14 protein-coding genes and 1 tRNA gene are annotated in these 14,221 nt (G+C 53.3%); 12 read left to right on the top strand and 3 right to left on the bottom strand.

All coding sequences use genetic code 11. The features are described from left to right. Window positions 1–16 precede the first annotated feature (16 nt). The 8 genes from HF984_RS11490 to ilvA all read left to right on the top strand — a co-directional run bounded on the left by HF984_RS11490 (window position 17) and on the right by ilvA (window position 9,031). Entirely contained in the window at window positions 17–952 is a 936-nt protein-coding gene (locus HF984_RS11490; protein ID WP_168614743.1) for a Ppx/GppA phosphatase family protein, read from the top strand. A 17-nt stretch (window positions 953–969) separates the two neighbouring features. Continuing rightward, window positions 970–2,340, top strand: a complete 1,371-nt coding sequence (locus HF984_RS05815; RefSeq protein ID WP_168614742.1) for a S8 family serine peptidase — start codon at window positions 970–972, stop codon at window positions 2,338–2,340. 260 nt (window positions 2,341–2,600) lie between these two features. Then, entirely contained in the window at window positions 2,601–3,986 is a 1,386-nt protein-coding gene (locus tag HF984_RS05810; RefSeq protein ID WP_168614741.1) for an NAD(P)/FAD-dependent oxidoreductase, read from the top strand. 73 nt (window positions 3,987–4,059) lie between these two features. Then, window positions 4,060–4,133 (top strand) — tRNA-Leu (locus HF984_RS05805). 325 nt (window positions 4,134–4,458) lie between these two features. After that, window positions 4,459–5,343, top strand: a complete 885-nt coding sequence (locus tag HF984_RS05800; protein WP_168614740.1) for a Cof-type HAD-IIB family hydrolase — start codon at window positions 4,459–4,461, stop codon at window positions 5,341–5,343. Window positions 5,344–5,426: 83 nt separating this feature from the next. Further along, window positions 5,427–6,338, top strand: coding sequence for a Bax inhibitor-1/YccA family membrane protein (locus tag HF984_RS05795; RefSeq protein WP_168614739.1), 912 nt, complete (start codon window positions 5,427–5,429; stop codon window positions 6,336–6,338). Window positions 6,339–6,481: 143 nt separating this feature from the next. After that, on the top strand, window positions 6,482–7,735 hold the full coding sequence (locus tag HF984_RS05790; protein ID WP_168614738.1) for an AI-2E family transporter: 1,254 nt from the start codon (window positions 6,482–6,484) through the stop codon (window positions 7,733–7,735). Window positions 7,736–7,780: 45 nt separating this feature from the next. Next, window positions 7,781–9,031, top strand: a complete 1,251-nt coding sequence (gene ilvA / locus HF984_RS05785) for a threonine ammonia-lyase (RefSeq protein WP_168614737.1) — start codon at window positions 7,781–7,783, stop codon at window positions 9,029–9,031. 255 nt (window positions 9,032–9,286) lie between these two features. On the opposite strand, the gene greA is transcribed toward ilvA, so the two are convergent. After that, window positions 9,287–9,790, bottom strand: a complete 504-nt coding sequence (gene greA, locus HF984_RS05780; protein WP_168614736.1) for a transcription elongation factor GreA — start codon at window positions 9,788–9,790, stop codon at window positions 9,287–9,289. Window positions 9,791–9,954: 164 nt separating this feature from the next. Beyond that, window positions 9,955–10,362, bottom strand: a complete 408-nt coding sequence (locus tag HF984_RS05775) for a DUF4307 domain-containing protein (RefSeq protein WP_168614735.1) — start codon at window positions 10,360–10,362, stop codon at window positions 9,955–9,957. Window positions 10,363–10,517: 155 nt separating this feature from the next. On the opposite strand from HF984_RS05775, the gene mca reads away from it, so the two are divergent. Together mca and HF984_RS05765 are read left to right on the top strand one after the other, a co-directional pair. Continuing rightward, window positions 10,518–11,489: a mycothiol conjugate amidase Mca gene (gene mca / locus HF984_RS05770; protein ID WP_168614734.1), complete on the top strand. Its 972-nt coding sequence runs from the start codon at window positions 10,518–10,520 to the stop codon at window positions 11,487–11,489. Between the two features lie 12 nt (window positions 11,490–11,501). Then, a complete protein-coding gene (locus HF984_RS05765; RefSeq protein WP_168614733.1) occupies window positions 11,502–11,855 on the top strand; it encodes a hypothetical protein in 354 nt (117 codons plus the stop codon). Between the two features lie 95 nt (window positions 11,856–11,950). On the opposite strand, the gene trhA is transcribed toward HF984_RS05765, so the two are convergent. Beyond that, window positions 11,951–12,667, bottom strand: a complete 717-nt coding sequence (gene trhA / locus HF984_RS05760) for a PAQR family membrane homeostasis protein TrhA (protein WP_168614732.1) — start codon at window positions 12,665–12,667, stop codon at window positions 11,951–11,953. 229 nt (window positions 12,668–12,896) lie between these two features. Here trhA and HF984_RS05755 point away from each other — a divergent pair, with 229 nt between their 5' ends. Further along, complete coding sequence (locus tag HF984_RS05755) at window positions 12,897–13,658, top strand: isoprenyl transferase (protein WP_168614731.1); 762 nt, start codon at window positions 12,897–12,899, stop codon at window positions 13,656–13,658. Further along, a complete protein-coding gene (locus tag HF984_RS05750; protein WP_168614730.1) occupies window positions 13,658–14,176 on the top strand; it encodes a prepilin peptidase in 519 nt (172 codons plus the stop codon). The genes HF984_RS05755 and HF984_RS05750 overlap by 1 nt, the downstream gene beginning before the upstream one ends. The last annotated feature ends 45 nt before the right edge of the window (window positions 14,177–14,221 follow it).

Below are 14,221 nucleotides of genomic sequence, written 5' to 3'. Positions count from 1 at the left end.
GTTAGAAGGTAAGAAGATGCGCGTTGGTGCAATTGACTGCGGTACTAATTCCATTCGTCTGCTCATTGCAGATGTTGCGTTGGACGGTACGCTCACGGACGTCGTGCGCGAAATGAAGGTGGTGCGTCTGGGCGAGGGCGTGGACGCTACCGGCCAGTTTTCGCAGGCGGCGCTGGATCGCACGTTTGCGGCAGCTCGTGAGTACGCGCATCTTCTTGAAGAACACGGTGTTACTGCGGTGCGTTTTGCGGCTACTAGCGCGAGCCGTGATGCTTCTAACCGTGAGGTGTTTATCAGCGGGATTCAGCAGATTCTCGGTGTAACTCCGGAGGTTATTACCGGTGTTGAAGAGGCTAATCTGTCTTTTGCAGGCGCGGTGAGCTCTGTGGGAAACACCGAGGAAAATACCGTAGTTATTGACCTGGGTGGTGGTTCTACCGAGTTCGTGATGGGTAACGATAACGGCGTTCAGCAGGCGATTTCTCTGAATATTGGATGCGTGCGCCTCACCGAGCGTCACAGTGTGGATACTCCGCTGACAAAGGCGCAAGAACGTTTGATTCTTGCTGACGTTGATACCGCTTTGGACGAGGTGGCTGAGAACCTCAATCTTGCTGAGGTTCAGCGTATCGTGGGGGTAGCGGGCACTGTGACCACTGTAATGGCGCAAACCCTCGGTCTCACCAGCTACGATTCGGATGCTATCAACGGTAGCGAACGGTCCATTGACGAGGTGATGCAGGGCGCCCAAGAACTCGCATCCATGACTCGCAATCAGCGCATGGCAACAGGTTTTATGCACGAGGGACGCGTGGATGTCATCGGTACCGGTGCAACGATTTGGTCGCGCATCGTTGACCGCCTTCGCGCGGAAAGCTCACACGATATTACTTCCGTTATCGCAAGTGAACACGATATTCTTGATGGTTTAGCTTTGTCCCTTACCCGCTAACCCCTTGCCTACATCATATGAAGAAGACTTCTCGCGTAGTTCTGACTCTTGCTCTTGCAGCGTTCGCCTCTGTGCCGTGGTTATTGCCAGCGGATGCGCAACCAACCGGTGCCACACCGGCCGCTACTGCGCCTGCTAGCCCCGGCGTCCTGCCTTCGATTCCTACGATTCAGGCACCGACCGGCGATAGTATCCGGGCTCGCGAGTACTGGCTGACGTCCTATGGTTTTGAGGATGCGTGGAAGCAAGCCACCGGTAAAGGCGTGACCGTCGCGGTGATTGATACCGGCGTCGACGGCACGCATCAAGACCTCACCGGCAACGTAGAGGAGGGCTACGATGCGTCAGAGGCAGGTTCGACGAATGGCTGGAAAGGCCTGGGCATTGAGCCCGAACACGGTACTTTAGTCGCATCTTTGATTGCGGGGCACGGTCACGGGCAGGGGAGCAACTCATCGAAAGCATCCATCGCGAAACAAAACCCTAACGGCATTATTGGAGTTGCGCCCGAGGCAACTATTCTCCCCATTTCTTTGGAGCTGGGAACAGTTGACCCCAACGCTAAAAGCGTTGATGAACAGCTGCCTGAAGCGGTGAAATACGCGGTTGATCACGATGCTGACATCATCAATCTTTCGGTGGGCTCATCAAAGACTCAGTGGCCGCAAAGCTGGGACGATGCTTTTGCTTACGCCGAAGAAAAAGGTGTGCTCATCGTAGCTTCTGCTGGCAATCGCGGCTCAGGCATTACTCAAGTCGGCGCACCAGCTACCATTCCAGGCGTCCTGACGGTGGGCGGTGTAGACCAAAACCGCAAAGACTCCTGGTCATCTTCATCTCAAGGGATTTCCATTGCGGTAGCAGCACCCAGCGAACAACTCATTGCAGCCACTCCCGATGACGGCTACGCGGTGTGGAGCGGTACCTCAGCGGCCGCCCCGCTGGTCACCGGCACTGCCGCCCTTATCAAAGAAAAATACCCGGATCTTACGTCCAACCAAATTATTCAGCGCATTATCGAGTCGGCTGATGATGAAGGAGAAAAAGGACGCGATGCCCTCTACGGTTACGGTGTGCTCAACCCGGAGAAAGCGCTCGCCGCTGACACGCCGGATGACACTGATACCAATCCGCTGGGATCAGTGCGGGAATGGATCTCTATTCACCGTAAGTCAACGGCGGCTCCTGAAAGCTCCTCAGCTGAGCCGGTGCACAAAGATGCAGAAACCATCGAAGACGCCTCAGCCCCTGTTCCCACCGATCCGCCCGAAGACTCAGGTCTCTTACCGTTCATCATTATTGGCGGGTTTGCCCTATGGGTGCTGATTATCACCACCGGTAGCATCGGAAAGCTCAACCGTATCGTTCATAGCGAAAAACAGCGGTAAACAGTGATAAATCGCCGTCAAAATAGGTGACATATCAATAAAAATTCGCGAAAATAAGTAGCTATTGAGCTTTAAAGGCAGAACAATGGCACAATAAGAATGAAGCTTTTTGTCCACTTGCTCAGGGACTACCCAGTAAGAGGACTACAAGATTTACTGCCTTTGCGCAGTTATCTTGACATAAACGGCTGACGACTACAGCAGATACTTTCAATATCTCACCCGCAGCCGTGCACAGTACAAAGGGAGAAGCAATTCTAATGGCATTCACCAAGTTGGCGCAGGACCGCCCGCGCATCCTCATTGTTGGCGGCGGCTACGTTGGTTTCACCGTAGCTCAGAAGATCCAGAAGGTTATCAAGGACGCCGGCGGCGTAGTAACCATCGTTGATCCCAACCCTTACATGACCTACCAGCCCTTCTTGCCCGAGGTAGCTGCAGGCTCAATGGAAGGTCGCAACGCAACTGTTCCGCTGCGTCAGCACCTGCGCGACACCGAAATCGTCGGTGGCCGCATCGTTTCAATCAACCACGCAGCAAAGACCGCTGTAGTTGAGCCCATCAACGCTGGCGAGACCTTCGAACTGAGCTACGACGAAATCGTTCTCGGTGCAGGTGCTGTTACCCGCGCGTTCCCGATTCCCGGTCTCTCAGACGTTGCTATCGGCATGAAGACCGTTGAAGAAGCAGTCTCAGTGCGCAACTGGGTTCTCGAGCGCATCGAAACCGCATCACTCACCGCTGACGAGGCAGAGCGTCGCCGCGCGCTGACCTTCGTTATCGTCGGTGGTGGCTTCGCAGGTATCGAAACCATCTCAGAACTCGAAGACATGGCACGTGAAGCAGTACGCCGTAACAACCGTCTGCGCGTATCAGACCTTCACTTCGTTCTCGTTGAAGCAGCACCCCGCATCATGCCCGAGGTACCTGCAGACCGCGCAGAAAAGGTTGTTGCAGAGCTCCGCGCACGCGGCATCGAAGTACTGCTCAACACCTCACTGGCAGATGCGACCGACGGTCACCTGCAGCTCATCAACATGGGCGACAAGTCACCCGCTGGTGAACTCGACACCGACACCGTTATCTGGACCGCAGGCGTTGCAGCATCACCCATGCTCAAGGAAACCGACTTCCCGATCGACGAGCGCGGTCGTGTACGCGTAGGCGCAGACCTCCGCGTAACCGGCGACAACGGTGTTATCGAAGGCGCATGGGCAGCAGGCGACAACGCAGCTGTTCCCGACCTCACCGGTGGCGGCGTAGGCGGCTTCTGCGTACCTAACGCACAGCACGCATCACGCCAGGCCGTAACTCTTGCGAACAACCTGCTTGCATCACGCAACGGCGAGTCGCTCAAGGACTACTACCACGAGACCATCGGCGTTGTTGCAGGCCTCGGTCTGTGGAAGGGCGTTGCAAACTTCAAGGGCAAGACCATTGGTGGCCCCCTTGCATGGATGATGCACCGCGCATACCACGGTACTGCAATCCCCACCACCGAACGCACCGTACGCGTGATGGCAACTTGGGCACTCAACCAGGTATTCGGTCGTGATACCTCATCGGTACGTCACCAGCGCTCACCGCGTCTTGCATTCCAGCAGGCAACCGGTACCGCACCCGAAAAGTCCAAGGCAAAGCTCTAAATTTCTACTTTAGAGACAAGCTCTGGTATAAATAGCTAGGTACGTGCTCGCATAATATATGTGAGCCCGTCCAGCCCCTATAGCCCAATTGGCAGAGGCAGCAGACTTAAAATCTGCCCAGTGTGGGTTCGAGTCCCACTGGGGGCACCCTCAAAACGCCGTTTCGTCTTCGATGAAGCGGCGTTTTTAGTGCCAGCAGTGGGGAGTTCGCTCGCACGCTCGCGTGGCTGAGCGATGCGTCCTCATTCGGCAGAAGATACTCCCTAAGTGCGTTTGTACTGACGCTAGTGTCAGTACAAACGCACTTAGGGAGTACTTTTTACAAGGGTACATGTTTGCTATCACCCTAATTCCGGGCAACGTTTGAAGGTACTTTTGGCGTCACATACTCGATTCCAAGAGACCTCACTCACCTGATTGGCTAGGCTTAGAAGTGAGCTGATTAAACTTATTCAGGGGAAAGGTCTTTCCGATGACTATCAAACTCGTTGCAACTGACATGGACGGAACACTGTTGAGGGACGACAAAACCTTCGACACCGAGCGTTTCAACCGCATCCTCGATGCTATGGACGAGCGAGGCATCCAGTTTGTGGTTGCCTCGGGTAACCAGCTGCCCAAGCTGCATCACTACTTGGATAGCTACCGCAAGCGTCCTCTCACCTACATTGCTGAAAACGGTGCGTACATCGCTGACCAGGAAAAAGATATTCTGATTTCGGGTTTCTCTGAGAAAACCGTTAACCAGGTCATCGCTACGCTGGCGAACTTTCCGCAGGTAGGCGTTATTCTCTCCGGCCATAAGAACGCGTACTTGCCGATCGAACGAGCTGAGCCTATCGCATCCTTGATGAAGGACTATCTGGACTTTTTGGGCGCTGACTACAACGGCGATGTGAGTGCTATGGACTTTATTCGTACCTGGTACCCGAACGCTGTCTACATTGACAACTACGATGTGCTCAGTGAAGACACGATTGTGAAGTTTGCACTGCAGACTAAGCGCCGCGAGACCGCACAGATCCTGGCGCAGCTTATCGACCAGTTGCCCCCGAACGTTGTACCGGTGACCTCTGGCTTTGGCGCTATTGACTTGATTTCACGCGGCGTCAACAAGGGTAGTGCGCTCAAGTGGCTGGGCGAGCAGCTCAACATTAAGCCTGAAGAAATGGTGGCGTTTGGTGATGCCGCGAACGACGCTGAAATGCTGAACTACGTGGGCACCGGCGTGGCCATGGAAAACGCGACTCCGGCTTTGAAAGCTACCGCAGATGTTGTGATTGGTCATAACAACGACGGGGGAGTGCTTGCCTACCTCGAAGAGATTCTTGAACTGGTGGACGAGGGCCGTGTTTAACGCCTTGGGCTAAACTCCTAAAAATTTTAGTAACTTTACTATAGGGTAGTAAGAACATTTAGAACACGACCTAGGAGACACCTGTGGCAGGTAACCCCCTTATCAATTCAATGGGCAACCAGCAAAAAGGCGATCCCCGTTTTGGCCAGTTCGGTGCTGGCGGTACGTCAACCGCTCAGTACGGTCAGCAGGGTAATCCTTATGGCGCCCCTCAGCAGTATGGGCAGCAGGCATACGGTAACCCTTATGCCCAGCAGCAGAACCCCTACGGCTATGCGCAGCCGAACGCTCAAGATCTGAACAACATGTACAACGCGCCGTCCGCTTCTAATTTTGAGGCTGGACGCGTGACCATGGATGACGTTGTGCGCAAGACTGCGCTCAACTTGGGTCTGGTAGTTCTCGGTGCGCTCGTTACCTGGTTCATTTACCCGCCGCTGATGTTCGTTGGTTTCGTAGCGGCTCTCGTGCTTGGTCTGGTTAACTCCTTCAAGCGCAAGGTATCACCGGCTTTGGTGATGGCTTATGCAGTTTCTGAGGGTATGCTCTTGGGCGGTTTTTCCTTGCTTTTCGAGCAGAGCTACCCCGGCATCGTGATTCAGGCAGTGGTGGCAACCATGATTGTGGCAGCCACTATCTTGGTGCTGTACTCTAACGGTAAGATTCGTACCACCGCTAAGCTGACTCGCTTCTTCATAATTGCGACGATCTCATACGGTATCTTCTTGCTGCTGAATCTGGCACTGAGCCTCTTTGCAGGTTTCAGCCTGTACTCTGCTAACCCCGGTATCGGTCTGATCATTTCACTGTTTGCTGTTCTGCTTGCGTCCTACTCGCTGCTGATGGACTACACCAACACCAACGAGGTTGTGCGCATGGGCGCTCCCAAGCGTGAAGCATGGCGATTGGCTTTTGGCCTAACTGTCTCACTGGTCTGGCTGTACATCGAGATTCTGCGTGTACTCGGCTTTGTACGCCAGCTCTCAGATAACTAAATAAAGTATTTATACTGCCGGTTCTTACCCGTGTAAGAGCCGGCAGTTTTTATATGCTCTTTTCACAAAAATGTGGTGAACAACCGTTAAATAAATTATCGATAAGCCCCCTGTGTGTTTGGTGGTATGTCAAGATTGAACCTATGAGCGAAAAGAGTATGGAAGTCCAGTCGGTGGTTTCATCGGTGAGAGACAAAAATTTAACAAGCCGTGACGTGCCTTATGCACTTCAGATCGCGGCATCCTGGTCGTGGCGACTGATTGTTACAGCGGTTGTAGCCTGGGGTATTTCTAAGATTTTGGGTAGCATCAGCCTGATTGTCGTTTCCATTATGGTGGCGGCTCTGTTGGCAGGTTTGCTGTCTCCCGTTGTATTCGTACTGCGTAAGTACGGTCTATGGCCCGGCCTTGCAACCGCTATTACCGAAATCGGTTTTATTGCGATTGTGATTGGTCTTTTGACGCTGGTGGGTCAGCAGATGATTTCTGGCTTCAGCCAGCTTTCTGACCAGGCGATGGAAGGCTACCGCCAGCTCATTGCGTTGCTCAATGACTTGCCGATTAATATTGGTGCTGGTCAGCTTGATCAGGTGCTCTCCGACGGTCTGAACACCCTGAAAGACAATGCTGACAAGGTGCTCACGGGTGTGGCTAACGTTGGCTCAACCGCAAGTAACTTTGCAACCGGTCTGGTAATCTGCCTCTTCACCCTCATCTTCTTCCTGATGGAAGGCGAGAAGATCTGGCTCTTCATCGTTGGTATGTTCCCTCGTGCTGCGCGTCGTGCCGTCAACGGTGCAGGCCGCCGCGGTTGGAAATCCATGGTGAACTACACTCGCGTTCAGGTTTTCGTTGCATTCATTGACGCGGTGGGTATTGGTCTTGCAGCCTTCTTCCTGGGCGTTCCCCTGGCCTTCCCGCTGGGCGTACTCGTGTTCTTGAGCTCCTTCATTCCCGTGGTGGGTGCTCTTGCCAGTGGCGCAATCGCCGTTCTGTTGGCACTCGTTGCTAACGGTCCCGTGAACGCACTCATTATGCTTGGTATGGTTCTGCTGGTTCAACAGGTCGAGTCAAACATTTTGCAACCCTTGGTCATGGGTAAGGCAGTTTCACTGCACCCCCTCGCTGTAATCGTTGCTGTTGCTAGCGGCAGCATCCTCTTCGGCATCACCGGCGCGCTGTTCTCAGTACCGTTGCTGGCGATGCTGAACACCGTGGTACGTTACCTCGCTGCACGCGGCTGGGAGAACGACGATGAAATTCGTAGCGAAGAATTCTTGTACCCTCACGAAGTTGAGCGCCGCAAGAAGAAGGCGATTCACGAAAAGATGAAGGAACACATGAAGCGTAACCGTAAATCAGAATCTGAGACTAACACTGAGAAAGTGGCTCAGTAGTTCTAAACTGATACACATCTTTTAGATCTTGGAGGAGATTTTACGTTGACACGCCTTGAAGAACTTCCTGTTCAACTTCACGACATCGAAAAAGCGCATGAGCTTTTAGACGGTGTTATTGAAAGGACGCCCGTTGCGCACTCGCGCGCGCTGGAGACAGCTTTGGGCTCGCCGGTATTCTTCAAGGCAGAAAACCTTCAGCGTTCGGGATCTTTCAAGGTTCGTGGTGCGTACGTGCGCATGGCCAAGCTGTCTGCTGAGGAGAAAGCCCGCGGTGTTGTCGCCGCTTCAGCAGGTAACCATGCGCAGGGCGTTGCCTTGGCGGCGTCCAAACTCGGCATCGATGCTCGCATCTACATGCCGATGGGAGCTGCCCTGCCTAAGGTGACAGCTACTCGTAGTCACGGCGCTGAGGTTGTTCTGCACGGATCAACTGTTGATGAGGCGTTGGCTGAAGCCAAACGCTACGCAGATGAGACCGGCGCGGTCTTCGTGCATCCTTTCGATAACGCCGATATTATCGCCGGCCAGGGCACTCTCGGTCTGGAAATTCTTGAGCAGGTGCCTGACGTTGACACCATTCTTGTAGGTGTTGGCGGTGGCGGCTTGTTAGCGGGCCTCTCGGTAGCAGTCCGCGCTAAAGAGAAGCAGCTCGGTAAGAAAATCCGCATCATTGGTGTGCAAGCAGAGCATGCTGCTGCTTACCCGCCTTCTTTGGCGGCGGATGCGCTCGTACCGCTCAAAAAAGTTACTACTATCGCCGACGGCATTGCGGTGGGACGTCCCGGTCAAATGCCCTTCGATATCATCAAAGAGCTGGTGGACGATGTTCATACGGTCTCTGAAGACGATATTGCGCGTGCTCTGATTTTCTTGATGGAACGCAATAAGTTTGTGGTAGAACCCGCAGGGTCTGTGCCCGTTGCGGCGGTGATGAACTCCGCCATCAAAGAAAAATACGGCGACTTGGGCACTACAGTTTGTCTGCTGTCGGGCGGCAATATCGACCCCATGCTGATGCTCAAAGTCATTCAGCGAGGTCTCAGTGCAGCCGGACGATACCTGACCGTGCGTCTGATGCTCACCGACCGCCCCGGCGAACTCACCAGCATCTCAAGCATCATTTCAGCTAACTCAGCCAACGTTACCGGCGTGAACTACACCGGCGCATCCGGTGCCCTGTCGATGGGCGAAGTATTCATTACTATCGACATGGAAACCAAGGGGCACGAGCACTGTGAAGAAGTACTCGGGGCACTCAAGGACGCGGGCTACCAGCCAATCGTGGTGTACTAAAAGTTATTTCAGAGCTTTCCAGAGATTATTTTTAGGAAAGTACTGGGGAGTTCTGGAGTACGGAGAGCGCCAGCAGTCCCTCTCACTTCATTCGCGCGGGGCGCTCGGAAGTGATTCACGCCAGACCTGATGCCAGCTGGCGCTCCCCGCACTCCAAAGCTGTAGACGTAAGTTTCAGCACCCTATAGAGATAAAAAACCGGGTGGAACGTGAAAACGTTCCACCCGGTTTTTGTATGCGAAGTTCTCGAAGAAATTAACCCTGGAAAGGCTTAGCCTCGATGATCTTTACGGTGATTTCTTTACCGTTGGGAGCTTCGTAAGAAACGGTGTCGCCTACCTTGTGGCCGTGGATTGCTGCGCCCATGGGTGACTTTTCTGAGAAGACCTGCAGGTCTGAGTCGCCGACGAGGGTGTCTGCAACTTCGCGTGAACCCAACAGGAACTTCATTGCCTTGCCTGCGATTTCAGCGTCAACAACCATACCGGATTCTACGATACCGTTGTCCTTGAGCTCTTCGCCGACCTGTGCGTTTTCGAGCAGGTGCTTGAGCTGTGCGATGCGAGCTTCGTTCTTACCTTGTTCTTCGCGTGCTGCGTGGTAGCCGCCGTTCTCTTTGAGGTCGCCTTCATCGCGTGCTGCTGAGATGCGGTCAACGATTTCTTGGCGGTAGGGGCCTGAGATGCGTTCGAGTTCTTCTGAGAGACGGTCGTACGCTTCTTGGGTCAGCCAAGCGCCTTCGTGCTGTTCTTCAGTCATACGTTTTCCTTTCAAAGACGCGTGGGCGTCCTTTCTATCAGTTTTCAGCGGCTCAGTGCCTGCTGAAGAAAGTCTGATTTTTATTGTACGGTCTGATGAGACCTAATCATAACGATTCGGGCTTTTGCGGGGCAATAAGTTGGCTTATCGACGAAGGTTGCCCGTTAATTTTTGCCCCAGCAGGAGTCGACAACTGCGGTGTGAGCGGCTGAAGTGATGAAAAGGTGCTCGGTGCGTGCGGTGACCTGTGCATTGTCGTCGCGAGGGCCAATGGTCACTTCTTTCCAGCCCACGGGTGCACCGGATGCGTTCATTGCTTTGAGTGCGCACACTGCAGTGGCCTCGGGCTTTTTGACGACTTCAAAGGAGACCGTGACTTCGTTAGAGCTCATGAGGTCGTAACCTGTGTTTTGGAACTCAGGGTTCGAGGCGTCTTGAGTGCTCTGAACCCAGATGCCCCAAGCGACTGCTAGAACAACAACTAGGGCTGTGATGATGAACCAAAACCGCGCAGGGATAGGCTTTCGAGTACGTTTTTCGCCGTAGCGATCAACCATCATTTGATTGCTCATGAGCACTCCTTGCCGTTGTTCGTAGTATATTTCGCCGAAAGAAGTACATTCTCAACGATTCGCTACACTAGAGATGTTGTCTTTTATCTGTAAAGACAGTGAGCCCTTAGATTAGGGCACCTATCTACTGTATCGAATTTAAGCGGAGTGCAAACGTGAGTGACGTTGAGAATACCCCCACTATCGTCAAGGACTCGGCAGGTAACGTACAGCCGTTAAACGAAGACTACACGGGTTTTCGTATTCTTGCGGTGCACGCGCATCCTGATGATGAGTCGTCAAAGGGCGCTGCGATGATGGCTGCTTACGCTGCTCGTGGTGCCCGCGTGCTGGTTGCTTCAATGACTGGCGGTGAACGCGGCGATATTTTGAGTGAGGCAGGACGCGAGAACCCGGCTGCTTACCGCTTCTTGCCGTCGGTACGTCGTCAAGAGATGGCGAATGCCCGCGAGATTCTGGGTATTGAGCACCGCTGGATTGGTTTTATGGATTCAGGTTTGCCTGAAGGCGATCCGTTGCCGCCGCTTCCGTTTGGCTGCTTTGCGTCGTTGCCGTTGGAACAAGCTAGTGCCCCTCTGGTGCGTTTAGTGCGTAAGTTCAAGCCGCACGTTATTTTGTCGTACGACGAAATTGGTGGCTACCCGCATCCCGACCACATCATGTCGCATAAGGTAGCTGTTGAAGCTTACGAAAAAGCTGGTGACGCGAACGCTTACGTGGGTGAGGGCGAACCCTGGCAGCCGCTTAAGCTCTACTACGACCGAGCTTTTAATCCTGAGCGTCTGAACGCTATGCATGAGTACTTGATGGCAAACGGTCTTGAGAGCCCGTTTGCTGAGTGGATTGCCCGCCGTATGGAAGATGATGTTGATGGTCATCAGCCTCCTGTATCGCGCCACTCTACGACCACGCGCATCTTGTCTAAGGACTATTTTGAGTTGCGTGATAAGGCGCTGTTGGCGCACGCAACCCAGGTTGGGCCAGAAGATTTGTTCTTCGCGCTGACTCCCGTGCAGTCACAAGAAGTATGGCCTACCGATGATTACGTGCTGATTGATTCGAAGGTAGAAACTTCACTGCCTGAGCATGACTTTGCCAGCGGTATCGACTTTTCGTCCCAACAATAAAGGGTTGTAACTATGTTTTCATCTGTTCTGACTGTGGCTGTACCTGTGGCAGCTGAGCTTTCAACAGCAACCAGTACCATTCAGGAATACAACCAGGATGGCTCGCCGCTGGGTTCACCGGGCATTACTGGCTTTTTGGTGACTATGGTTCTGGGTATCGTTATTATCCTGCTGGGCTTGGACTTGACTCGCCGCCAGCGTCGTCTGCGCTACCGTGTTGACTACGCCAAGGCGCGTGAGGCCGAGCTTCACGGTGAAACCGCGGGTAAGAATTCTCAGTCTCGTGTTGAGTCTACTGCCCAGCCTGATCGTAACACTGTTCAAGGCGGCGTTAGTGGTTCATCGCGTAGAGCCGAGAAGCGCTAAAGCCTCATTAGTTGTATATGCAAAAGCCCGGATGCTGGTTGAACCAGCATCCGGGCTTTGCGCTAAGTGGCTTCTGCCTATAGCCCGCTCAGTGGCTAGCCGCGCACCGCAAAAATTGCGAACATGATCGCAATGTAGTGCAGAACATAGCCCATAATGGTGCAAGCGTGAAAAAGCTCATGAAAGCCGAAATGACGCGGGGAAAGTTGTGGAAACTTGGTGCCGTAGAAAACCGCACCAAGAATATAGATTGCTCCACCCGTTGCAATGAGCACAGTAGCAACCGGTGAAATCTGCCAAAATTCGGGCAAGAAAAAGACCGCAATTAAGCCCATAATTGCGTAAATCGGGGTGTACAGCCAGCGAGGAGCGGCAGTCCACAAAACGCGAAAGAGCACCACGCCTATCGCGCATCCCCAAATAATCCACAGCAACAGTTTTCTTTGACTACCCTGTAACAAGGTCAGAGCGATTGGCGTATACGTTCCAGCAATCACAAGTGCGATATTGGCGTGATCAAGGCGCTTGAAGAGCATACGCAGACGCTCTGACCAGTAGGCTCGATGATAAATCGCTGAGATGCCAAAGAGAAGGATGCCTGTGAGTGCAAAAATTGCGCACGCAAGACTCAGCCAACCACCACCCGCGAGAACAATTTGCACGATTCCCGCTATAAAAACGATGGGTGCGAAACCGGCGTGAAGCCAGCCGCGCATCAGCGGCTTCTTCTCATAATAGGGATGGTCGGGGGAGAGGAAAGAATGAACCTCCGGCCGAGCGCGCGTTGAGGCTGTAATGGCAGTACCTTTCATGAGAGCTCACTTATCGGTAAGAAGGAAGCTTGCTTCCACTTCTTTAATTATGAACCCTCTCGGCGAATCAGCCCAGCATATTAAATAAATCATCAGCTACTTTTAGGTTTGATAAACCTCGCGCACTCCAGTGTTCGATGAAGCAGATCAGCGCCCGCATCATGAAAACGCGTGTAGCTACCTATAGAATGAAACAAGAACTTTTTGAGCATCGAACATTAGGGGAACGATGAAGGTACCGCAGCCGGTGTACAAGGTCTACGAGCATGCGCTGACCTCGTCGATTCCTGTGCAACGCCTTCCGCAACATATTGGTGTGCTGGTCGACGGCAACCGCCGGTGGGCTGCTCAGCTTGGCGAAACCACTAAGCACGGGCATCAAGCGGGAGCCGAACGCATCATTGAGTTCTTGGGCTGGTGCCGCGAACTCAAAATACCGATGGTCACCCTGTACATGCTCTCTACCGAGAATCTAAAGCGCTCGGAAGAAGAGCTGAAAGACCTTCTTGAAGTCATCGAAGGATTTATCACCGAGTTGTCGGACGCTCGCATCGCTAAGATTCAGGGTGTTGGCAAACTGGAAGCTCTGCCCTCGTCGTTGCGATGCACTTTAGAAGATGCCGTGGAGAAGAGCCAGGACATTAGCGACCTGCACGTCAATATTGCGGTAGGGTACGGCGGACGCCAGGAGATTGTAGACGCGGTGCGGGACCTCATTCTCGGTGCGGTGGCCGAAGGTAAAGACATGAGCGAGCTGGCAGAAAACCTTGAGATTTCAGATATTTCAAGTCATCTTTACACACGCGGTCTTCCTGATCCTGACCTTTTGATTCGCACCTCTGGCGAACAGCGTCTCTCAGGCTTTTTGACCTGGCAGTCCGCTTACTCCGAATTTCATTTCTGCGAAGCACTGTGGCCGGACTTCCGTCGTACTGATTTCTTGCGTGCGCTACGCGATTACGCTAACCGTCAGCGTCGCTTTGGGTCCTAATGTTTGCTCGTATCTACGAGTTCGCATCGTACGGAAATGCGACCGGCTGGATCTGCGCCGCACTGCTGATCCTTACCAGCGTTTATTTTGCGGTTTGCGCCGTGAAACTGTGGCGTATTGATGTAGCCATCCACCGACTTCCCGACAAAATCGTCCTGCCCATGTACGCCGTTATTGGGGTTGCCCTGTTTACGGTTCTCGTGCTGACGGAAGGCGCTGAAGGTCTGCGAAGAACCTCATACAGTGCCGTTGTGCTTTTGGGAATCTACTGGGTATTCAGGATGATTTCGCGCCGCTCTTTAGGGCTAGGTGATGTAAAGTTAGCCGGGGTGCTCGGGATGCTAATGGGTTATTTCTCAGCGCTCAATATACTGTGGGGCACCACGCTCGCTTTCGTCTTTGGTGGTTGCTACGGCCTGTATCTAGTACTGACCAAGAAAGCCAGCCTCAAATCCCATATACCTTTTGGGCCTTTCATGCTCGCTGGAGCTACCGTCGCTTTGGTTTTTCCGGCATAAAAATGCCTTCCCCTGCTGATATCTTCTCCGCCACCGCACCCTAAC

The organism is Rothia terrae (assembly GCF_012396615.1).
Classification (GTDB): domain Bacteria; phylum Actinomycetota; class Actinomycetes; order Actinomycetales; family Micrococcaceae; genus Rothia; species Rothia terrae.
This window is presented reverse-complemented; position numbering and strand designations above follow the sequence as displayed.